General features: G+C 61.2%; 17 protein-coding genes and 1 riboswitch. Of the genes, 9 read left to right on the forward strand and 8 right to left on the reverse strand.

The window, feature by feature from the left end; genetic code table 11:
* Positions 1-46: 46 nt before the first annotated feature.
* Positions 47-916, reverse strand: coding sequence for an agmatinase (gene speB, locus RIN49_RS22760; RefSeq protein ID WP_309122442.1), 870 nt, complete (start codon positions 914-916; stop codon positions 47-49).
* Complete coding sequence (gene speE, locus RIN49_RS22765) at positions 913-1,740, reverse strand: polyamine aminopropyltransferase (RefSeq protein ID WP_309122443.1); 828 nt, start codon at positions 1,738-1,740, stop codon at positions 913-915. The genes speB and speE overlap by 4 nt, the downstream gene beginning before the upstream one ends.
* 189 nt (positions 1,741-1,929) lie before the next feature.
* Here speE and RIN49_RS22770 point away from each other — a divergent pair, with 189 nt between their 5' ends.
* Positions 1,930-4,008: a transglycosylase domain-containing protein gene (locus RIN49_RS22770; protein ID WP_309122444.1), complete on the forward strand. Its 2,079-nt coding sequence runs from the start codon at positions 1,930-1,932 to the stop codon at positions 4,006-4,008.
* 188 nt (positions 4,009-4,196) lie between these two features.
* Positions 4,197-5,024 (forward strand): alpha/beta hydrolase, encoded by an 828-nt coding sequence (locus tag RIN49_RS22775; RefSeq protein WP_309122445.1) that lies wholly within the window; start codon positions 4,197-4,199, stop codon positions 5,022-5,024.
* A 98-nt stretch (positions 5,025-5,122) separates the two neighbouring features.
* Here RIN49_RS22775 and RIN49_RS22780 read toward each other — a convergent pair whose 3' ends face one another.
* The 3 genes from RIN49_RS22780 to RIN49_RS22790 form a co-directional block, all read right to left on the reverse strand.
* Positions 5,123-9,391, reverse strand: a complete 4,269-nt coding sequence (locus RIN49_RS22780) for a carbohydrate binding domain-containing protein (protein WP_309122446.1) — start codon at positions 9,389-9,391, stop codon at positions 5,123-5,125.
* Between the two features lie 206 nt (positions 9,392-9,597).
* A complete protein-coding gene (locus RIN49_RS22785) occupies positions 9,598-10,995 on the reverse strand; it encodes an extracellular solute-binding protein (protein ID WP_309122447.1) in 1,398 nt (465 codons plus the stop codon).
* 79 nt (positions 10,996-11,074) lie between these two features.
* Complete coding sequence (locus RIN49_RS22790) at positions 11,075-11,572, reverse strand: YwhD family protein (protein WP_309122448.1); 498 nt, start codon at positions 11,570-11,572, stop codon at positions 11,075-11,077.
* A 109-nt stretch (positions 11,573-11,681) separates the two neighbouring features.
* Between RIN49_RS22790 and RIN49_RS22795 the strand changes: the two genes are divergently transcribed.
* From RIN49_RS22795 to RIN49_RS22820, 6 genes are all read left to right on the forward strand, one after another.
* Entirely contained in the window at positions 11,682-13,727 is a 2,046-nt protein-coding gene (locus tag RIN49_RS22795) for a M1 family metallopeptidase (RefSeq protein ID WP_309122449.1), read from the forward strand.
* Between the two features lie 36 nt (positions 13,728-13,763).
* Positions 13,764-14,576 carry a hypothetical protein gene (locus RIN49_RS22800; protein ID WP_309122450.1) on the forward strand — a complete coding sequence of 271 codons (813 nt, stop codon included), beginning with the start codon at positions 13,764-13,766 and terminating at the stop codon, positions 14,574-14,576.
* A gap of 432 nt (positions 14,577-15,008) precedes the next feature.
* Positions 15,009-15,155, forward strand: a riboswitch (cyclic di-AMP (ydaO/yuaA leader).
* A gap of 2 nt (positions 15,156-15,157) precedes the next feature.
* On the forward strand, positions 15,158-15,802 hold the full coding sequence (locus RIN49_RS22805) for a C40 family peptidase (protein ID WP_375295276.1): 645 nt from the start codon (positions 15,158-15,160) through the stop codon (positions 15,800-15,802).
* Between the two features lie 314 nt (positions 15,803-16,116).
* A complete protein-coding gene (locus RIN49_RS22810; RefSeq protein ID WP_309122451.1) occupies positions 16,117-17,232 on the forward strand; it encodes an HD-GYP domain-containing protein in 1,116 nt (371 codons plus the stop codon).
* 39 nt (positions 17,233-17,271) lie between these two features.
* Complete coding sequence (locus tag RIN49_RS22815) at positions 17,272-17,958, forward strand: Crp/Fnr family transcriptional regulator (RefSeq protein ID WP_309122452.1); 687 nt, start codon at positions 17,272-17,274, stop codon at positions 17,956-17,958.
* A gap of 109 nt (positions 17,959-18,067) precedes the next feature.
* Positions 18,068-18,823 (forward strand): exodeoxyribonuclease III, encoded by a 756-nt coding sequence (locus tag RIN49_RS22820; RefSeq protein WP_309122453.1) that lies wholly within the window; start codon positions 18,068-18,070, stop codon positions 18,821-18,823.
* Positions 18,824-18,847: 24 nt separating this feature from the next.
* On the opposite strand, the gene RIN49_RS22825 is transcribed toward RIN49_RS22820, so the two are convergent.
* The 3 genes from RIN49_RS22825 to RIN49_RS22835 all read right to left on the reverse strand — a co-directional run bounded on the left by RIN49_RS22825 (position 18,848) and on the right by RIN49_RS22835 (position 20,655).
* On the reverse strand, positions 18,848-19,300 hold the full coding sequence (locus tag RIN49_RS22825; RefSeq protein WP_309122454.1) for an SRPBCC family protein: 453 nt from the start codon (positions 19,298-19,300) through the stop codon (positions 18,848-18,850).
* Entirely contained in the window at positions 19,297-19,641 is a 345-nt protein-coding gene (locus RIN49_RS22830) for a MerR family transcriptional regulator (protein WP_309122455.1), read from the reverse strand. Before RIN49_RS22830 ends, RIN49_RS22825 begins: the two co-directional genes overlap by 4 nt.
* A gap of 156 nt (positions 19,642-19,797) precedes the next feature.
* Complete coding sequence (locus RIN49_RS22835) at positions 19,798-20,655, reverse strand: sulfurtransferase (RefSeq protein WP_309122456.1); 858 nt, start codon at positions 20,653-20,655, stop codon at positions 19,798-19,800.
* Positions 20,656-20,791: 136 nt separating this feature from the next.
* On the opposite strand from RIN49_RS22835, the gene RIN49_RS22840 reads away from it, so the two are divergent.
* Complete coding sequence (locus tag RIN49_RS22840) at positions 20,792-21,325, forward strand: GNAT family N-acetyltransferase (RefSeq protein ID WP_309122457.1); 534 nt, start codon at positions 20,792-20,794, stop codon at positions 21,323-21,325.
* Positions 21,326-21,425: the final 100 nt, after the last annotated feature.

Genomic DNA, 21,425 nt, shown 5'->3' on the forward strand with positions numbered 1-21,425 from the left:
CCAAGAAAAAAACGGCCCGCCTCGCATTCCCGAGGGGGCCGTCATCTTATTTCAAGAACCCGAGCAGCATCTCGCGAATGAGCTTCGCGGCCACGATAGGCGTCTGCTCCGTAGGATCGTATATCGGCGCGACCTCGACGAGGTCGAAGCCGACGACGTTCGCGCCGCTCTTCGCGATCGCGTGCACCGCGCCGAGCAGCTCCTTCGACGTAATGCCGCCCGCTTCCGCCGTGCCCGTGCCCGGCGCCGCCGACGGATCGAGCACGTCGATGTCGATCGTGACGTACACCGGCTTGCCTTCGAGCTGCGGCAGCACCTTCTGCAGCGGCTCCAGCACGTCGAACGGGAAGAAGTTGACGTTCTCGCGGCCCCACGCGAATTCCTCGCGCATGCCCGAGCGAATGCCGAACTGATACACGCGCTTGCCGCCGATCAGCTCGGCGGCCTTGCGGATCGGCGTCGAATGCGACAGCGGCTCGCCCTCGTACTGCTCCCGCAGGTCCGCGTGCGCGTCGATGTGGATCAGGTGCAGGTCCGGATATTTCGCGAACACTTCGCGAATGACCGGCCACGACACCAGATGCTCGCCGCCGAGTCCGACCGGCACCTTGCCGTCGTCCAGCAGCCGCCGCACGTACTCGCCGATCAGATCGAGACTCTTCGCCGCGTTGCCGAACGGCAGCAGCAGGTCGCCCGCGTCGAAGTACGTAATTTCCTCCAGGTGCTTGTCCAAGTAAGGGCTATATTCCTCGAGGCCGATCGAGGAACGGCGGATCGCCGCCGGTCCGAAGCGGGAGCCCGGACGGAAGCTGACCGTATAGTCCATCGGCATGCCGTAAATGACGGCTTGCGACTTCTCGTACTCCTCGGAGCTTAGGATGAAGACGTTGCCCGAATACGCTTGATCGATTTTCATTTCACCAAATCCTCCACGAATTTCGGCAGAACGAACGCCGCCGCGTGCAGGCGAGGCGTGTAATACTTCGTCTCGAATTCCGGAATGGACGCCGCTTCGACCGCCAGCGGATCGTGTTTCTTGCTGCCCATCGTGAACGTCCAGAGACCGCTCGGATACGTCGGGATGTTGGCGCCGTAGACGCGCACGATCGGGAAGATTTCCTTCACGTCGCGATTGACCGTCTGAATGAGGTCCGCCTTGAACCAAGGGTTGTCCGTCTGGGCGACGAAGATGCCGTCTTCCTTGAGCGCTTCGTAGATGCCTTGGTAGAAGCCCTTGGAGAACAGCTCGACCGCCGGGCCGACCGGCTCCGTCGAATCGACCATGATGACGTCATACGCGTTCTTGTGCTTGGCGATATGCATGTAGCCGTCGCCGACGATCACTTCGACGCGCGGGTTGTCGAGCTCGCCCGCGATCGTCGGGAGGTACTTCTTCGAATATTCGATGACTTTGCCGTCGATGTCGACGAGCACGGCCTTCTTCACCTTCGGGTGCTTCATCACTTCGCGGATGACCCCTCCGTCGCCGCCGCCGACCACGAGCACGTGCTCCGGATTCGGGTGCGTCACGAGCGCCGGATGCGCCACCATCTCATGGTAGACGAACTCGTCGCGCACGCTCGTCATGACCATGCCGTCGAGGGTGAGCATCGTGCCCCATTCTTCCGTCTCGATCATCGTCAGATGCTGGAAGTCCGTCTGCTCGTTTTCGTATGTTTTCGTCACCTTCATCGTGATGCCGAAATTGTCGGTTTGCTTCTCCGTATACCATAAATCCATGGTTAAATCCCTCTCTTCGTCCATATCCGTAAGGTTCCAAGTTCTTCCGCGCGAAACCGCAACAAGTTGTATTATAGAGAACTTACCTAAAAATGCAACCAAAGTATAGCCCATAACGTTTCCACCCATAATGGAGAGAGAGGTATCATTTTCCTTAAGAAGTGCCAGTTTGGCGAAGGAGCGATTCCCATGGACGAACCGTTGCATCAACCGCCGCGCCTCGCGGCGCACCGCGAGCCCGCTCCGCTTCGATTTCTGCGGGCCGCGAAGCGGCTTATCGTATTTTCGATCGCTATGATCGTCTTGGCGTCCGTCCTGTTCGCGGGACTGCTGCTCTACTTGCGGGTGCAACCGATGCCGCCGTTGTCGTTCTCGCAGTCGACCGAGCTGCTCGACGTTCACGGCTCGCTCATCGATTCGTTCCACGACGGGCAGAATCGGCACATCGTCGACCTCTCCAGCATCTCGCCCAATATGCTTAAGGCGACGCTCGCCATCGAGGATAAGCGGTTTTACCGCCATTTCGGCATCGACCCAAGGGGGCTCGCCCGCGCGATCTGGGTGAACATCCGTTCGCTCGACGCGAACAGCCAAGGCGCCAGCACGCTGACGCAGCAGCTCGCGCGCAACTTGTTCCTCACCCACGAGAAGACGTGGTCGCGGAAGATCAAGGAAGCGATGTACGCGCTGCAGCTCGAGATGGCGTATACGAAAGACGAGATCCTCGCGATGTATTTGAATCAGATCTACTTCGGACACGGCGCGTACGGCATCGAAGCCGCGTCGAATTTGTATTTCGGCAAGCGCGCGTCCGAGCTGACCCTCGCCGAAAGCTCGATGCTCGCCGGGGTCATGAAGAGCTGGAAGTACTACTCGCCGCACATGGATTACGAGCGGTCGCGCGAGCGGCAGAAACTCGTGCTGACGACCATGGCCAAGCAAGGCGTCATTACGGACGCGGAAGCGGCGGCGGTGTATGCGGAAGAGCTGAACCTCCTGCCCCTGACGGACAAGGAATCCTCCAAAGCCCCCTACTTCCGGGACTATGTCCGCAGCGTCGCCGTCGGCAAGCTCGGCATCGACGAGCGGCTGTACGACTCCGGGGGACTTCGGATCTTTACGACGCTCGACCTGCACGCGCAGGAGAACGCGGAAGCGGCGGTCGCGAAATATTTGGAACCGCACGAAGAGCTGCAAGCCGCGCTCGTCTCGATCGACCCGCGCAACGGGCATATTCAGGCGATGGTCGGCGGCCGGAATTACGAGGAGAACCAATACAACCGCGCGTTCGCGGAGACGCGTCAGCCCGGATCGTCGTTCAAGCCGATTCTGTACCTGACGGCGCTGCAGCAGGAAGGCTTCACGGCCGTCACCCGATTCATGAGCGAGCCGACCGTCTTCACCTACGACGAAGGACGGAAGACGTATTCGCCGCAGAACTACGGGAACAAATACCCGAATAAGCTGGTAGACTTGCGTTACGCCATCTCGAAGTCCGATAACATCTATGCGGTGAACACGATGATGCAGGTCGGGCCGGAACGGGTGATCGAGACGGCGAAGAGCCTCGGCATCACGAGCGAGATGGAGCCGCTGCCGTCGCTCGCGCTCGGGACGTACCCGGTCAGCCCGTACGAGATGGCGTCCGCGTTCGCCACGATCGCGGGCGGCGGCATCCGGCGGGAGCCGGTCGCGATTTTGCGGATCGAGGACATGTACGGCCGGGTGCTGTACGAGGCGAAGCCCCGCGAGCAGCGGGTCGTGGCGCCGCAATACACGTACATTCTCACGCACTTGATGCAAAGCGTGTTCGACGACGGCGGCACCGGCCGGCGGGTGTCCGACTTGATCAAGCGGCCCGTCGCCGGCAAGACCGGCACGACGAACACCGACGCTTGGATGGTCGGCTTCACGCCGGAGCTCGCGACGGCCGTCTGGGTCGGCTACGATAAGGGCCGGGCCGTCACCTCCGTCGAAGCGCACACCGCCTCGCCGATCTTCGCGGAGTTTACGGAGCGGACGCTGTCGGCGGTGCCGCCGAAGCTGTTCGAGGTGCCGGAGGGCGTAACGACCGTGTACATCGACCCGGCGACGGGGCTGCTGGCGACGGCCGACTGCCCGAATCCGCGGTTAGAGTCGTTCATCGCCGGCACCGAGCCGACCGAATCGTGCACCGGCCACGGCGCCGAGCCGCTGCCGCAGGACGCGCCGCAGCAGGAGCAAGAACGCAATTGGTGGGACGATCTGAAGCGCTGGTGGAACAGTTAGCCTTATTGGAACCCGGGGAGCTTATAGCTCTCCGGGTTTCTTGTTTCCTATCTTTTAGCCGATTTGACCATAGGGAGAAGCGTTTCCCCTGCCCGTTATGAACGGGAGGTTTTCCCGCTTCTCCATTTTCTTTTGCACGAAAACCTTATAGTATGGAATCAACTAGAATGTACCGGAGGCGAATAGCTATGGCATGGGAACGATACCGGAAGGATTGGCCGACTTCGAACGAGACGCCGGCGAAGGCGGCGGTCGTGCTCGTCCACGGACAAGGCGAACACTGCGGGCGCTACGCGCACGTCGCCGCGGCGTTGAACGCGGCGGGGTACGACGTCGTCTCCGGCGACTTGCCGGGACACGGCCGTTCCGGAGGGCTGCGCGGCCATATCGACCGGTTCGACGACTTCGTCGACGTCGTCTCGTCTTGGATCGAGGACGCCCGGAGCCGTCGATCGGATCTTCCGCTCTTCCTGCTCGGGCACAGCGTCGGAGGGCTCGTCGCCGCGCGGCTGCTGCAGACGTCGCCGCTCGCCGGCGCGCTGTCGGGCGCCGTCCTGACGTCGCCGGCCTTCCGGCTGCGATTCCCGATCCCGGCGTGGAAGGAAGCGCTCGGCCGGCGGCTCGACGGCGTGCTGCCCCGGCTGCGCATGCCGAGCGGCTTGAAGCAGCAGCGCGTCACGCGCAGCGAAGACGTTCTGCTCGCGACGGCCGCCGACCCGCTGATGGTGTACGTCGCGAGCGTGCGCTTCTACAACGAGCTGCTCCGCGCGCAAGCGGCGGCTCTCGCCGAAGCCGAGGCGATCTCGCTGCCGCTGCTCCTGCTGCACGGCGGCGCGGACGAAATTATCGCGCCCGAACCGTCGCTCGACTTCGGGCGCCGCGTCGCTTCGCCGGATAAAGACGTACGCCTGCTGCCCGGACTGCACCACGAAATCATGAACGAGCCGGAGCGGGACGACGTGCTGCGCGACATCGTCGGCTGGCTCGACCGTCATGCCGGCGCAGCGGAGGCGTAAGACAACGCAAGCCATGTATCCCGTATTAAAAAATACGGAAGGCTGCCTCGATGCGAGGCAGCCTTCCGTCCTATGCGGCTTTCAGCGCGACATCGTCGTCATTCCTCTTCGGGGGACGGCATGGAGCCGCGTTTCGGTCCGTTCGAATCCGGCGGACCGTTCGCATCTCGGTTTCGGACGACGATCGAGGCGGTAGCGGTCTTCCCGCCGTACTCGGCCCGGATTAACGTATGCCCCTCGTCGATCCCCGTCAGCGTCAGTCCGTCGACGTTCGCGACGCCGGAATCGTCGGCGAAGAGCGCGACGTCTTCCGTCAGCGCAACCGGCTTCGATGCGCCGGCGTATACGCCGAACACTTGAGCGGTCACCCTCTGTCCGACGCCGATCCGAGTCTCGGAGAGATCCAATCGAATCGCGGCAAGCTTCGGGGCTTCCGGATCCGGCGGACCGTTGCCGCGCTCGACGGCGATCGCGGCGGACGCCGACAAGCCTTCGTATTCGGCGTGGAGGACCGCGCTTCCGGTCGAAGCGCCCGTCACGGTCGAGCCTTGGATCGAGACGACGCCGGCGGGCTCCGCGGTCAACGTCACCCCTTCCTCGATGACAACCTCTTCTTGCGCCGCGTCGAACGGATTGTCGTACGTACCGTACACTTGAACCGTCACCGATTCTCCGAGCCCGATCGTCGATTTCGGCAGCGCGATGCGAATCGATGCCAGCGCGCCTTGGCTGACCGACGCGCGAAGCGTCTTCTGCATGCCTCCGTAAGCGACGCTTAATACGGCTTCGCCCGCGCTAACGCCCGTCACCGCCGCGCCGCTTACGCTCACGGCGTCGCCGGACGCCACCGCAACCTCCGGCACGACGTCGACGGCCAACGGTCCGAACCAAGCCGTCGCGGCGATCGGCTTCGTCTCGCCGGTCAGCAGCTCCAGCGCGTCGGGAACGAGCGCCAAGTCGTCGAGCGCATGAATCGTCGTCGAGATGCCGTACGGCGCCGACTGGCTGATTCCCTTAACCGCGTACGCGGTGTAGCCGTGCACTCCCGCCGCAGGCGACGGGACGGTCACGGAAACCGGCGTTTGGAGTCCGACGGCGGGCACATCCGCTACGACGGCCCCGTTCTCTTCCACGACGATTCTCGAACCCTCCGAAGCCGCCGCCTGGAATACGACGTCGCCGCCCGCGGCAAGGTGCGAATACGGCTCCGCGTGCATGCGGAACGACGCCACCTCGCTTGGCTCCAACGCGGTCGACACTTGGACGTTGTCGATATAGGCATTGGCCACATAAGTCGCCGGCACGACCATAAACACGCGCATATATTTCGCTGCGGCATGCGCGGTATTCGTCAACGTTTCCGTTCCCCAACGTCCCAGCGGCACGGTCGCTTCTTTACTCCACGGGCCGGGATTCACCGCGGCGCTTGTGCTTAACATGACCTTATTCGCATCGTAATACCGCGTCTGCAGAATCGGCCGGTTGGAGCTGCGTCCCGGCGGATTGTCCCCTCGGTACACATCGACGGAAGCCGTATACGTCTTTCCGCCGACGACGGGAATGAAGTCGGATTCGGCCGCCACTTCGATCGTCGTACTATTATCGTAGAGAAGCAAGCTTTGCGTTCCGCTTTTCACCGTGTCTTGCGACAATCGCACGTAGGCGTCCGCCGTATACTTGTCGAGATTGCGCTGCGTCCACCCCGGAATCGCCCCGTCCGCGCCCGCGCTCTCGAAGCCCGGATTCGTCAGCTTCAGCCGGCCGAGGACCGGCTGCTCCGGCGGAAGCTCGAACGGAACGCGCTTCGTCACCTTCACGTTGTCGTAGTACGCGTCCGTCGCCCAGCCGAGCGAACAGAACAAGACGATTCTTCCCGCGACGGCCCCTTCCGGCGCGATCGAGCTGAAATTCGCGGGACTCCATGCGCCGAGCGAGCCTTGATGGTACGCGGCCGGCGCCGGCGTCAGCTTGATCTCCTGCCCGTTCGCGTCGTAATACCGCATCGCGGCGATCGTCCGGCCGGACGCCAAGTAGATGTCCGCCGAGACTTTGTACTCGGCGCCCGGCTCCACGGCGAACGGGAGCGAGATGACGCCGACTTCTTGCCGATCGGTCGAGTCGAAGATTCTAAGGCTGCTCTCGCCTTCCGACGCGCGCGCCCCGCTGATCTCGGAATAGCCTGTCGCCGTCGACTGGCCGAAGTCGTCCCAGCCTGGAATCGTACCGTCCGCCGTCCGCGCTTCGAAGCCGCTATTGACGAGCGGAACGGCAACGTCCGCGTACAGCGGCGGCGATTCTTCCGTGACCGTAATTTTCTTCAGCATATCCGCCGTGTTGAAATACAAGTTTCCGTCCGGCCCGATCGTCATCAGGTTCGTCTTCGTCCCGGGAACCTGCGCGTGCGCCATCGTATTCGTGTCGACCGCGGTCACGGTGCTGCCTAGCGTCGTGTACAGAACGCCGTCGCCCTTCGGGTCCCACAGCAGCTTCACCGGCACCCAGTAATGGCTGAAATCCCAATTGGTCGGGTACATTTCCTTCTGCTTCACGACCCTGTATCCATCGGCCGGATCCATCGCGAAGATCGTGCCGTAGGCGGCCGCCCACAGCAGCCCGTCCGGACCGACCGACAGCCCGCCGATCGACCGGGCCGCTACGCCGCTCGCTTGCGCGACGTCCGGCGAGAATGCGGTCACCAATCGTTCCTCCGCCACGTCCCAGACGAATACCTTCGCCTTGTCCGCCGCCGGATCGATGCCGAGACCGCCCCATACGGTCGTGGAACCGTACAGCATGCCGTCGTGATAAGCCAATCCCATCACGCTCTGGTTTTCCAGCGGGCCGCCGGGCTGGAACATCTCGGCGAACACCTTCCATTCCGTGCCGTCGTAGACGGTCAGGGCGCCTCCGAGCTCGCCGGTTTTCGGGATCGTCCCGATAAACAACCGGTCAGGGGAAACCGCCAAAGCGAACGGGCGATCCTGCTTGCCGCCGATATGATAGATCGACTTCGGGTTGTCGTCGCCGATCGGCTGCTTCGTGTCGAGCTCGTAGATGTAGCCTCCGGGATATTCGCCGAAGACGACCTTGTCGCCCCACGCGATCATCCCTTCGGCCTGCCCCATCCGAAAATGCTCGATCTCCCCGGTGTCGATGTCGTACCGGGCGCCCTTCGTCCCTTGGTAGCCGGTGCTGTAAATCAACCCGTCGGGTCCGGTCGCGATCGATTGAATGGAAACCGGCGTGCCGGAGATAAGGGAAGGGAAGCTAGTCGCGACGCCTGTCTCGACGTTCGCGATCAACGGAGCGCCGTTGAACGTCACCGTGACCAGCGACATGCCCGGGAACCGCTCCTGATCGTCCAGCTCGACCCAAGCGCCGGTCCGGATGTAGGTGCCGAACACGATTCCGGTGCCCGCCACTTCCTCCGTCGTCAGATCGAACGACTTCAGCTCTCCGTCGGCCGGGAAATACACTTTGCCGTCTTTCTCCGGCGACACGTACAAGCCTCTATAATTTTCAACGATTCCCGCCCAGCGCCCGTTTTCCAAATCATAAATGAAAAGCGACGTCGGACTCGTACTCATCATAACGAACAAATAATGACCGACGGCGTTCATGGAATACACGGTGGGAGCGTCGGCGGGCGAGAACAGCGCGTTTTCCGGAAAAGGGATTTGCGTCTTCGCGCCGTCGGCCGGATCGATTCGGAACAAGCCGCCCTTCGTCCCGGTTCCCGCGTACAAATACCCGTCGTAATAAGCGATCCCTCGAACGTATTGCTGCGCCTCGGCCAGCTGGCCGGTCAACAGCGTCAGTTTGTCTTGCGCCGGGTCGTACACGAACACCTTGCCGCTCGGATATCCTCCGCCGTAGACGCGATCCGACTCGTCCACGACGATCGAATATAACGACGTCGCCTCCGGCACGGCTCCGATCGTTCGAATGTGCTTCGTTACGGGAGAATACGCGTACAATACGTTGCCCGCCACGGTATACACATTTCCTTGAGAATCGATGGCGTGACCCCAGGATTGGCCCCCGCCGCTTAAGGGAAGCTCCCGGACGACCCGGTTCGTATCCAGATCGACGACGCTGAAGATCGCGGAATGCACGGCGGAACCCGCTACCGTGGTATACATGACGTCTTTCCCGTCCTCCGCGCCGAACGCGGCATTGAACGTATTCGGCGCCGTCACCTGGGTACCGAGATCCTCGGGAACCGAGAACGTTCTCGGAACGACGACGGCATCCGCCGCCAGCGCATTCGAATCCGGCGGGGCCGGCAAGGCGACCGCGCCGATCAACGCCGCGGAAAGCACGACGGAAGCGAATTTCTTCCCATGATGGATAACGCTTTCAAACATCGCATTCACAACCTTTCGAATTTGTCGCGAACTAGTTTACATGTGGATCACATAAAAGGAATTAACTTCTATTAACCTCCTAAAATAATAGTTGTGGTTCATTTGTAGTTCATTTTAAAGAATGAAAATCGGAATATCAACGAGAAAATGAGCGGGTAAACAAAAAAAGTCCATCCTGCACCCTCTGTGGGTTGCATGATGAACCTTTATCCTTGCGTATGCGTGTTCCCTTCCCGGATCAACGTATGAAACATATGAATAAGACCTTCTTCGTCAATCAGCTTCGCGAAGTATTGTCCGAGACATTTCCCGAACGTCTCGATCTCCTCGGGAACCAACCCCAGCCGCTCGTAGGTCGCGAAGCTCGGGATCATCTCGCGGTACATATCGAACCGCCTCGGCGCGTTCGGCAGCTCCGACGCGATCCCGTCCGCGACCCGCTTATTCGCGGGAAGCGTGAACGTGCCGCGGCGAATCGTCGTCGCCGCTTCCTCCGATAAGAGGAAATTCGCCAGGCTTTCCGCCTCTTTCTTCTGCGCCGACGACGCGTTGACGCCGACGCCGGTGCACAGGAGCAGCGTATCGCCGCTCCCGCCCTCGGATCGCGGCAGCTGCGCGATATCGAACGGAAACCCCGCGTCCGCCAGCTCGTTCAACCGATAATACGTCGTCAGTATGGCGGAAACCTTCTCCTGCTTGAAGAGCAGCTCCACGTCGTGCAAGCTGAACGACAGCATGCGCGGAAATAAACCGTCTTCGTGGATGAGCTCCCTCACGTCCCGGAACGCGTCGAGCCGGTTCGATCGTCCCGGAAGCGGGAGCCCGTCCTCCCGGTCGAAGGCGACGCCGTTTTGCAGCAGGAAGATCGGCCACCGGTTGTGGGAGGACAAGTGAAAGAATAAGCCGTACCGGCTCTCCCCGGCCAGCTTCTTCAAGGCTTGCCGCAGGTCGCTCCACGTCCAGCTGCTGTCCGGTTCGAACGCTCCCGCTTCCCGGAAATGATCGCGGTTATAGCACAGGATCACAGGCGAGAACACGAACGGCCGCAAGTAAGCCCGGTTCGGCTCCGTACGTTCCATAAACAGCTTATTTAAAAAGGGGAACGCGCTCGCTTGCGGAGCCTGGGGCTCGAATAACGATAGGAGTCGGTTGTCCCGGAAATAGAAATAGTCCAGATTGTTCAGCAGCACGACGTCCACGACGCCGTACGCCAACAGCTGCCGAATGGAATCCGGATTCGAATACGGGAGCGTTACCGTCTCCACGCGGACCTCGGGATGCTCCCGTCGATACGACGCCAACAAGTCGTTCAGCTTCGCGTCCGCGTGTAACGACGGGTACAGCCCGAGGCGAAGCGCGTTCTGCCGGCCCGACGCCGCCACCTGCGTGCCCACGCGCGGGACCTTCCGGATCAAGCCTTCCTCCACCAGCTTCCCCATCGCGGCGCGGACGGAGTTTTTGCTCAGATCGAACTGTTCGGCGAACGCGACCTCCGACGGCAAATAATCGCCGACCCGATAAGTGCCGTTCGCCAAATTCGTTCGAATATAGGCGATCAATTGATTGGAACGATCTACGAATGTTTTGCGATCGGGCTTAGCCATGACACGGTCCCCTTCGTCCAACCGGCTCGCGCGAAAAACCGCCCCCGCGCGACGTTCCGCGCGAAAGCGGTCGATCCGTCTACCCCAGCTTCTCCTTCAACTCGTCGGTCGAAGCGTGCCACATGCCCTCGTTGTACTCGATCAGGCAACGCTTCAACGCCGCCTTCTCCCCGTCGGACATCCCGTCCAGAATGATGCGTCGCTTCATCGCGTAATCCATCTTGTTCACGTGATCCGCGAGAATCTTCCACCCGCGCCGCGCTTCGGGATCGACCAGCATCTCGCAAGCCGTCGCTCCCGCGTAATACATGCCCTCTTCGCGCTTGTCTACCGCGATCCACACGATCCAGCAGCGGCGGCCGTTCGGTACGTCGTCCTTGTTCGCGGAAAATTTGATGCCCTTCTCCACCTTGCTCTTCGCATGCAGCGCGCCCAGGTCGATGTAGGCTTCTTCCCCGTCCTTATCGATAATGACGGCCGATACGTTGTTCAAATCGATGGAGCCCGCGCCGAACCCCTTATGCTCCTTATTGCTGACGACGTTCAGCGCATTGATCTTCTTCCCGCCGATTTCCACGTGCGCCCCCACCTTCGTTCCTCGTTAGAATTTCTTCTATTGTACCCGAAATAATCCCCGGGGGACAAACATATACATCCACTAGACGCTTGTCAACGGGGTGAAAATCATGAAAAAGATGAAGTTAGGGCGCTGGCGGCCGGTCGCGATCGCCGGCGTCGCCTTCGCGGTATGGGTCGCGCTCTGGGGCGAGCTCGGCGCCCCCGCCGCCGGCGACAGTTCCTTCGGCGAAGCGGTCGCGACGTTCGGCGGCGCCGGCCCGGAGAAGGCGCAGGCGCCGAAGACGAACTCGGGCGCGAATCCGAACCCGGCTCCGAACGCGGCGCCCCCGGTCCCCGAGAAGCCTCCCGCTCCGAAGCCGATGAGCAATCGCGTCGTGGAATACCACATCGGCGTGGCGCTGGACGCGGAAAACCATGCGCTCCACGGCACGCAGACCGTGACCTGGCGCAATCCGGGCAAGGAGAAGGTGCAAGAGCTGTACTTCCACTTATATCCGAACGCGTTCGAATCCGACAAGACGACCTTCATGAGGGAGTCGGGGGGCAAGCTGCGCGAGGATAAGCGGACGGCGAACAGCTACGGCGGCATGACGATCTCCTCGATCGAGACGACCGAGGGGCTCGATCTGACCCATCGCCTCTCGTTCGAGCAGCCCGACGACGGCAACAAGGCGGACAAGACGCTGGCGAAGCTCCGCTTGCCGAAGGCGGTTCCCCCGAACGGAACGGTGACGCTGAAGATGTCGTTCACCGTGCAGCTGCCCGAGGTGTTCGCCCGCATGGGCTACAAGGACGACTTCGTGATGGCCGGGCAATGGTTTCCGAAGATCGCGGTTTACGAGCCCGCCGGGACGCGCGGCCGTACGGGCGAGGGATGGAACGCCCACCAATATCACGGCAATTCCGAATACTACGCGGACTTCGGCATCTATAACGTGAAGATCAAGGTTCCGACCGACTACGTCGTCGCCGCTACCGGGTTTCCGCCGAAGCCCGCCGTCGTCGATAAGAAGTCGGGCACGAAGACGTACCACTTCTACGCGGACGACGTACACGACTTCGCATGGTCGGCTTCGCCTCACTTCATCTACGCGGAGGAGCCGTATTCGGCGCCGAACGTGCCCGGCGTCAAGATCAAGCTGTATCTCGATCCGACGCATCTGGAGCTGAAGGAGCGATACCTCTACGCGGCCAAGAAGTCGCTGCAGCACTTCAGCGAATGGTACGGCCCTTATCCGTACAGCACGCTGTCGATCGTCGTGCCCCCGGAAGGCGCGGGCGGCGCGGGCGGCATGGAATACCCTACGCTCGTCACTGCTTGGGCGGCGGATTCGGCGGACGTCGGGTACGAGCTCGAACGCGTCGTCGTGCACGAGATCGGCCATCAATATTGGTACGGCATGGTCGCGAGCAATGAATTCGAGGAAGCGTGGTTGGACGAAGGCTTCACCTCGTACGCCGAGGATAAGCTCATGGAAGCCGAATACGGCTTGACGCCGAGCACGACGCTGGAAGCGAGCTACATGACGAACCCGGCCTCGCTCACCCGCTTCGCCTGGAACTTCGACAGCCACGATCATTACGCGGACAACGTGTACATTCGGGGGAAGCTCGTGCTGCTGGCGATGGAAAAGGAGATCGGCGAAGCGAAGATGAAACGCGTGCTTCGCGCCTACTTCGACCGGTGGAAGTTTCGGCACCCGTCGACGGGCGACTTCCAGAAGACGGCGGAAGACGTAACGAAACAAAGCTGGGCGCCGTTCTTCGATCAGTTCGTCTACGGCGACCAGATGGCCGATTACGCGGTGGAGCGCATCGAACGCGCGAAGTCGGACGACGGGACGTACGCTTACCGCGTCACCGTATCGAGCCGCGGCGGCAAGGACGGTCCGGTATCCGTCCGGTTCCTCTACGAGGACGGTCAGACGATCCGCGAGGAATGGCCGGGGAAGGAAGACAGCGTCGTCTTCGCGCTGCCGCCGCACGCCGCGAAGCTGAAGCACGTCGTCGTCGACCCGGAACACGGCGTCGTTCTCGAGCATAAGCGCATTAACAATTTCATGAAGACCGACGTGGACGAAAGACTAGAGACCCGCTGGACGATGGGCGTCGCGAAGCTGCTCGAAGCGCTGTTCGGCACGGTGGTCTGGTAACGAACGAGCCGAGATTACGGAGAGGAGGCGCGCTTCATGTGGTCGTACGCGAAATCGGGATGGGCCGCCGCCCGTCGCAGTTGGTTTCTATTGTTTCTCATTTTCTTATATCAGTACGGATGGGGCTTCGCGCTCTATAAATATGTGAAGTCGATCGTCGTTCCGCTGCTTCATCGCTACCCCGGCGGCGAGCTGGCGCAATCCGCGGACCGCCTGTTCTGGCTGGAGGCGGAATTCCAACTGACGAAGACCGACCTGATCGCCCCTTACGCGTGGACGATTCTCGTCCTGCTGCTCGTCCGCATGCTGCTCACTCCGCTGCTGAACGGCGGGATCTACAACGCGCTGGCGAACGGCGGGGACGGCCACCGGAGAGCGTTCGTCCGCGGGGCGAAGACGTACGCGAAGCCGTTCCTGCTGCTGTACGGACTGCAGACGCTGCTGACGTTCGCGCCGCTCGTCTGGGCGATTCCGCGGGCGCTCGAGGCGGCGTCGGCCGCGTACGATTGGCCGTCCGTCGCGGCAGCGGCCGCCCCGTATGCGATCGGTTGGCTCGTATATCAAGGCATCCTGGATCTCGCCTTCATGTACGTCGGCTTCGGCATCGTCGAGGGACGCGGCGGCTGGGCCGGACTTGGGCTGTTCGCCCGCCGAGGGCTGCCGATCGCCGCCCTCGCGCTCGCGACGTTCGCGGTCGGCCTCGCCGTCAGCTTGACCGCGAGCGCGCTGTCGCTCTGGTGGGCCGGCTTCTTCGCGGTCGTCATCCATCAGTCGTACCCGATCGTTCGCGCCCTGCTGAAACTATGGGGCATCAGCGCCCAGTATCATCTCTGGTCGGCGCATCGGTAAGTTCATATATAATACGAGGACATCGGGCGCCATGCGCGCTCGATGTCCTCTTCTTCGTTATTGCGCCCTGCGGCACGCTCGAAGCCATGACCGCTTCCCTCCCGTCGCTTCCTCGTACGCCCATCCGAACCATGCGGCGGAAAGCGACATCGTTCGCTCCGGATCCTCGTTTCGAACGCGAAATGCGTCCGTTCCGACACTTCGAATCCTCCTTCGAACTTTGGCTATTTCTAGCGCCTCGTGCCGGTATAGATCGAATCTCATCGCCGGCGATTTTCTCCTTCGCTCTCTCGTTGGAACGGCGCGTTCACGTTCCCGCTTGATCGGCCGCCTCTTTTTTCGATCGTCCGTCACTATCATTTAACGGCTGAATATTTTACTAGAATAGGAGGATTCCGACGAATGCTGTCGAATATACCGTAGGTCGAAAAAAATCGATTAGTGCCTAATGTCCGCGTCGCCTTGCGACCCGGGCTACGGGGGAACCAGTCTTGGGTGAATTGATCTCGCAACTAGGGATCATAGGGAACCTTCAACCGAACCCTTAAGCTAACCTCGTCGGCATCGGAAGGGGTATACAATTGAAGAAGGCAGCATCTCTGGTGTTGGCATTGTCCATCGGGTTCGGCGCGTTCGCCGGCGGCGCGGCCGCGGCTACGGAACTCGAGACGGCCGTCGATCAATTGGTCGGCATCGATTACAAGTACGGAGGCACGACGACGAAGGGCTTCGACTGCTCCGGGTTTACCGGCTACGTCTTCGAGAAGCTCGGCATCGACCTGCCTCGTCGATCCGCGGATCAAGCGACCGTCGGCGCGAAGGTCGGCAAGGACGAGCTTCGTCCGGGCGACCTGGTATTTTTCAACACGGACGGCAAGGGCATCTCGCACGTCGGCATCTATATGGGAGACGGCAACTTCGCCCATTCTTCCAGCTCCCGCGGCGTGTCGATCAGCAAGATGAACGACAGCTATTATTCCAAGCGTTACGTCACTGCGCGTCGCGTCTTCGACGAGACGCAATACGTCGCCCTCGCGACGGAAGCCGCTCCGGCGGCGCCGGTCGTCGCGCAAGCGCCGGCCGCACCGGCCCCTGCAGCGCCGGAAGCGGCCGCCGTGACGGAAGACGTCGTGCTTTCGACGGAAGCGGCGGAGCTCGCGGCCGAGCATGCGGGCGAGGACGTCTCGGTCGAAGACGTCGTCGAATCGCTGCGGCAGCGCATGTAACGTCGAAACCCCCGATGCGATCCAAGCGCATCGGGGGTTTTTCTTTTCCCCATCCCCTCGATACCTACGTCGAAAGACATCCATAGGCGCACGAATTCCGCTTTCCTTCCGCTCCGCCGAACCTCAGCCGCACGCAACAGAGTCGTTACTCCCGGATTCAGGCGGTTCCTTTTCCCCATTTTCATGCAAGAATGTGACGGATATGTTGTGTTTTGTTACCCAACTCACAGAATCCCTCAGGCATCTGTGACATAATACGTAGGCGGCGGCGGTGGCCGACCGATTCAAGCGGTTTTCCGAGGTGTGAGAAAGTCATGAGATTAGTAACGATCGAATCCTGCGCTCCGGGCATGAAGCTCGGCAAGGCCGTCCTGACGGAGCACGGGCAAGTACTGCTCGGGTACGGGTACGAGCTGACCCAACCCGTTATTCTTCGTCTGCGAAATATGGGCATTCATCAACTATATATCGACGATCCGCGGACGGACGATATCGTCGTCGAAGAGACGATTCGGGAAGAGACGCGGCGTCTCGTGCACGGCTCGCTCCAACAATGCATGGACTACGTCCGGGCGGGCGGTCCCGCCGGCGGCGGACGCGTCGTGACGTTCTCTCGGCTCGTCTCGGACAGCGTCAATAGTATCGTAGACGACGTCGTCTTGAACCGTAACATGCCGATCGTCCATATTCGGTCGACGGCCGCGACGGGCGACAAGCTCGAACATCATTTCGTCAATAACGCCTTGAACGTCTCCGTCTTCGCGACGAAGCTCGCCATGGCCGAAGGCGCCTCCGCGGACGAGCTGCGCACCGTATGCGCCGCCGCGCTGTTTCACGACATCGGCAAGCTGCTCGTCCCTCAGGAGCTGCTGTCGAAGCGGACGAGGCTGAGCGACGAGGACCTCCGGACGCTCCGCCGCCATGCGGAGCTCGGATACAGGCTGCTCAAGAACGACGGCAGCGTCTCGCTCGTCGCCGCGCAATGCGCGCTGCAGCATCACGAGCGCGTGGACGGCCTCGGCTACCCCTTCGGGCTGCGGGGCAGCGACATTCACCCGTATGCCAAGCTCATCGGTATGATCGACGCCTACGACGCGCTCGTCAGCCACCGGAGCTACCGGAACGCCATGCTGCCGCACGAAGCGATGGATTATCTTTACGCGAACGTCGAAAGCGCGTATGATCGTGGTAAGGTAGAGCAATTTAGAAACAAGGTAGCGATCTTCCCTCCAGGTACGGCGGTCACGTTGAACACCGGCGAGAAGGGGGTCGTCTCCCGCCTCGACTCGTCGTGCTTGCAGCGGCCGACGATCCGCGTATTGACGAACCCTAACGGAGAAGAATTGAAAACCCCTTACGAACTCCAACTGGCGAAGCATCTCAACATCATGATTCGATCCGTGGGCGACATCCGATCCTACGCCGGATAACAAGTCCCAATCCTCGCTGCAGAAAGGCCAGGATTCGTCATGAGCGCCCTTGTCGGGCTATTGCGCAACGTCCCTTTGTTTCAAGATTTGACGGAGGAAGAGCTGCGGACGATCGCCCCCTTGTTCCAAGAGAACAAGTGGAATCGCGGGAAGCTGCTCTTCATGGAAGGCGACCCGGGCGACGAGCTGTTCGTCGTGAAGTCCGGCGTCGTCAAAATTTACCGCTTCGACGACGAGAAGGAAATCATTCTGGCGCTCTTCGGTCCCGGCGACTTCTTCGGCGAAATGGCGGTCATTCAACCGGCTCTCAACCGCTCCGCCACCGCGGAAACGTTAGAGTCTTGTTTGATTTATACGATGAAGCGGTCCGTCTTCTACGAGTTCATGGAGAAGCACCCGCGCATCTGCATTAAACTGCTCGAGGTGACGGTGCAGCGCCTCCGGAACGCGAACGATCAAATCTACAACCTGACGTTCCTCGACGTCCGGTCGCGTATCATCCGCACGATTCTCCGTCTCGCGGAGGAGCGCGGCGTCAAGCTCGGCGACGGCCTGCTGGTCGACATTCGCATGACGCACCAGCAGCTGGCGAGCTTCGCGGGCACGGCACGGGAATCGGCCACGAAGGTACTGCAGGAGCTGTCCGAGGAAGGGATCATCATCGTCGAGAAAAAGCGGATTTTCCTCCCGGACCACGAGAAGCTGAAGCAACTGGCCGGATTGTGATTCGGGCGAGAGCAGAGGATCGATAGCCGCAGCGTAAGCCGAGAGGCGAGCCGCTGCGGCTATTATCGTATATACTGGAATAGATCCCATAGGAGAGGCGCGAGATTCGATGAAATTGGTTTCTTGGAACGTGAACGGCCTGAGGGCTTGCATCAATAAAGGGTTTCTGGACTTCCTTCAGCGGTCGGAGGCGGACGTCTTCTGCGTGCAGGAGACGAAGCTGCAGGAAGGCCAGCTCGACCTAGCGCCGTTCGAAGGGTATGCGTCCTACTGGAATTACGCGGAGAAGAAAGGGTATTCCGGCACTGCGGTATTCACGAGGGTGGCGCCGATTTCGGTTCGATACGGCCTCGAGGAAGACGCCGAACCGGAGGGTCGGGTAATCACTCTGGAGTTCGAGGACTTCTACCTGGTGAACGTGTATACGCCCAACGCGCGGCGCGACTTGTCCCGCCTCGACTTCCGCATGGAATGGGAGGATCGGTTCCTCGCATACCTGCTCGAGCTCGACGCCAAGAAGCCCGTCGTCGTCTGCGGCGATCTGAACGTCGCTCACGAGGAGATCGACATTAAGAACGCGAAGGCGAACCGGGGCAACTCCGGCTTTACGGACGAAGAACGCGAGAAGATGACTCGGCTGTTGAACGCCGGCTTCGTCGATTCGTTCCGCCATCTGTATCCCGATCGCGGGGACGTCTATTCGTGGTGGTCGTACATGCCGAAGGTCCGCGAACGGAACGTCGGCTGGCGCATCGATTATTTCTTGATATCCGAGCGGCTGAAGCCGCGCCTCGTCGACGCCTCGATCGAATGCGAGGTCATGGGCAGCGACCATTGTCCGGTCTCCTTGGAGCTGGCCGACTGAGCCGGGGCGCCGGCGGCGTCCCGCTTACCTTGACGTCGCCTCCCGCTCCACCGTCCGCAGGAAGTCGGCGACGACCTTCTTGTTGTTGCTCTCCCCGCCCAGCTTCGTCATCGCCCTTCCGACGAAGTTGACGCCCCGATTCGAGCCTTCGTATCCGAGCTTCGTCCGCCCGTCGTCGATGCGCCGCAGCGTGAACGCGAAGTCGATCTCGAACGCCTTCGCGAGGACGAACGCAAGCCGCAGCCGCTTCTCCTCCGGCGCGTCCATATATTCCACGACGGACACTTCGTACGTCTCCGAGCGCTTGCCTTCCCGGTACGTCTGCAGGAACGAAGAGCCGACGACTCCCTCCTTCCGTTCTTTCCACCGATTTTCGGCGATGTTCGGCATGATCCGATGCATGTTTTCGACGGCGAACAACGCCCACACGGTCTCGAGGTCCGCGTCGATGACGATCTCTTCCTTCCATTGAATCATGAATCGCTCTCCCTTCCCGATGCCAGAAATTCGTCGATGTCTTTCATTTTGGCTTGGAGGCCGTCGATTTCCGACTGGATGCGCTCCCGCTTCCGCAGCAGCAAGCTCTCCAGGTTGGCGAACGATTCGTCGTTCATGACGGAGACCATCTCTTGGATCGTGAAGCCGAGACCACGCAGCTTGACGAGAAGGACGGCGAGGACGTACGAGCCGTCGTCGTAGTACCGATAGCCGTTGTTCGGGTCGATGCGGGCCGGCTCGAGCAGCTTGATCTCGTCGTAGTATCTCAGGGCGTCTCTGCTGAGTCCCGTCATGGCCGAAAATTCGCTGACCTTGTACATGGTTCCGCCTCCTCTTGCATCATACACCTTGGGGCGCACCCCAAGGTCAAGCATGACGTAATCCGTCGGCCCCGGACCCGCCCGAACCCAAACGAAAGAGGGCCGTCGGCGCGTTGATTCCGCGGACGGCCCTCGATTCGTCGTTGCTACTTGTTTCTACTTCTCCCCCGCGACGACCGGACGCGACGCGTCGCTGATCCAGTCGCTCCAGCTTCCCGCGTACAGCTTCACGTTCGTGAAGCCGACCTCGCGCAGCGCCAGCACGTTCGGGCATGCCGTCACGCCGGAGCCGCAATAGACGATGATCTCCTCGGCGCCCTGGTACGGCTCGAACCGCTTCATCTGCTCCTTCACGGAACGGTAACGGCCTTCCGCGTCCAAGTTCGCCTTCCAGAACAGGTGGCGGGCGCCGGGAATATGGCCCGCGACCTTGTCGATCGGCTCCGCGATGCCGCGGTACCGCGAATCTTCCCTCGAATCGAGCAGGACGACCTTCCCCGATTCGATCTTCTCCCGCTTGGCCGCGATGTCTTCCGCGGTGACGAGCCAATCGCGGCGCACCTGCGGCACGAACCGCGTATCGGCCTCCGGCGTCTGCTCGGCTCCGCTCGCCGTCGGATGTCCCGCCTGCTTCCACGACGCGAAGCCTCCGTCCAAGATGTAGGCTTCGTCATGCCCCATATATGCGAGCAGCCACCAGAGGCGCGACGCCATCGCGCCGCCTTGATCGTCGTAAGCGACGACGCAGCGGCCCTTAACGATCCCGATGCGAGACAACTTACCGGCCAGCTCGTCGATGTCCGGCAGCGGGTGCCTTCCGCCGACGCCGTCCTCGCGCTTCGGGGCGGAGAGGTCCTTCTCCAAATCTAAATAAAAGGCGCCCGGAATGTGCTCCGTCACGTAAGCGTCGGCACCCGATTGCGGTTGTCCCAGCGCGAAGCGGCAGTCCACGAATACCGCCTCCCGGTCCTTCCACTTCGCATACGCCTTCTCCAAACTTACGATATGCCGCATTCTCTACACCCTTTCTGATTTCCGTACAACCTGTCACAAGCGCTTTCTGCTATATTAGCAGAGAGTCCGATTCGTGAGAAGTGTCGTCCGCACATTATAATCAAACTGTAATATTCCCTAAAAGGAGTTCGAAGTTATGCATCCGACCGAGCGGATCGAGCCGACCGACGCTTCCGAATACGTCCTGACGCCGATGACCGAGCGCGACGCCGCCGAAATCTGCGAATGGCGGTACCCCGCGCCGTACGATATTTACGATTGGCCCGCGTGGGATGTCGCCGTTCGCGAAGGGCGCGACTTCGCCGACCCGGCGCTGCGGGAGCGCCACTACCGCGCCGTGCGGCGCGGCGGCCGACTTTGCGGCTTCGCGCAATGGCTTCCCCTGGCCGCCGAAGTCGGCCCCCCGGTCGTGCGCCTCGGCCTGGGGCTGCATCCGGACGACTGCGGCGCGGGCCGAGGCGCCCGCTTCGCGTCGTTCCTCGCCCGGGAGACCGCGGCGCTTCACCCCGGCTGCGTCGTCGATCTCGAGGTCGAGAAGCGCAACGTCCGCGCGGTTAGAGCGTATGAACGGGCCGGTTTCCGCGCGGTCGACGAGTACGAGCTGCCGATTCCCGGAAGAGGCGCGCATTTCGTTGTCAACATGGTATATCTTCCATTGGCGCGAATCTAAAATAATAGCGAATCCTGCCGATATATATCGTAGATTCTTTCATCGTGTCGAAAGTTAATATAATATAGGAAGTATTGGTACATACGGAAGAGGAGCGTGC

It is taken from the genome of Paenibacillus sp., from assembly GCF_031177825.1.
Taxonomy (GTDB): domain Bacteria; phylum Bacillota; class Bacilli; order Paenibacillales; family YIM-B00363; genus Paenibacillus_AE.

Excerpts from the sequence above, each read along its gene's own strand:
- RIN49_RS22820 (WP_309122453.1), top strand. The coding sequence starts at position 18,068 with ATGAAATTGGTTTCTTGGAACGTGAACGGCCTGAGGGCTTGCATCAAT.
- RIN49_RS22840 (WP_309122457.1), top strand. The coding sequence starts at position 20,792 with ATGCATCCGACCGAGCGGATCGAGCCGACCGACGCTTCCGAATACGTC.
- RIN49_RS22825 (WP_309122454.1), bottom strand. The coding sequence starts at position 19,300 with ATGATTCAATGGAAGGAAGAGATCGTCATCGACGCGGACCTCGAGACC.
- RIN49_RS22810 (WP_309122451.1), top strand. The coding sequence starts at position 16,117 with ATGAGATTAGTAACGATCGAATCCTGCGCTCCGGGCATGAAGCTCGGC.
- RIN49_RS22835 (WP_309122456.1), bottom strand. The coding sequence starts at position 20,655 with ATGCGGCATATCGTAAGTTTGGAGAAGGCGTATGCGAAGTGGAAGGAC.
- speE (WP_309122443.1), bottom strand. The coding sequence starts at position 1,740 with ATGGATTTATGGTATACGGAGAAGCAAACCGACAATTTCGGCATCACG.
- RIN49_RS22815 (WP_309122452.1), top strand. The coding sequence starts at position 17,272 with ATGAGCGCCCTTGTCGGGCTATTGCGCAACGTCCCTTTGTTTCAAGAT.
- RIN49_RS22795 (WP_309122449.1), top strand. The coding sequence starts at position 11,682 with ATGAAAAAGATGAAGTTAGGGCGCTGGCGGCCGGTCGCGATCGCCGGC.
- RIN49_RS22830 (WP_309122455.1), bottom strand. The coding sequence starts at position 19,641 with ATGTACAAGGTCAGCGAATTTTCGGCCATGACGGGACTCAGCAGAGAC.
- RIN49_RS22770 (WP_309122444.1), top strand. The coding sequence starts at position 1,930 with ATGGACGAACCGTTGCATCAACCGCCGCGCCTCGCGGCGCACCGCGAG.
- RIN49_RS22780 (WP_309122446.1), bottom strand. The coding sequence starts at position 9,391 with ATGTTTGAAAGCGTTATCCATCATGGGAAGAAATTCGCTTCCGTCGTG.
- RIN49_RS22775 (WP_309122445.1), top strand. The coding sequence starts at position 4,197 with ATGGCATGGGAACGATACCGGAAGGATTGGCCGACTTCGAACGAGACG.
- speB (WP_309122442.1), bottom strand. The coding sequence starts at position 916 with ATGAAAATCGATCAAGCGTATTCGGGCAACGTCTTCATCCTAAGCTCC.
- RIN49_RS22800 (WP_309122450.1), top strand. The coding sequence starts at position 13,764 with ATGTGGTCGTACGCGAAATCGGGATGGGCCGCCGCCCGTCGCAGTTGG.
- RIN49_RS22785 (WP_309122447.1), bottom strand. The coding sequence starts at position 10,995 with ATGGCTAAGCCCGATCGCAAAACATTCGTAGATCGTTCCAATCAATTG.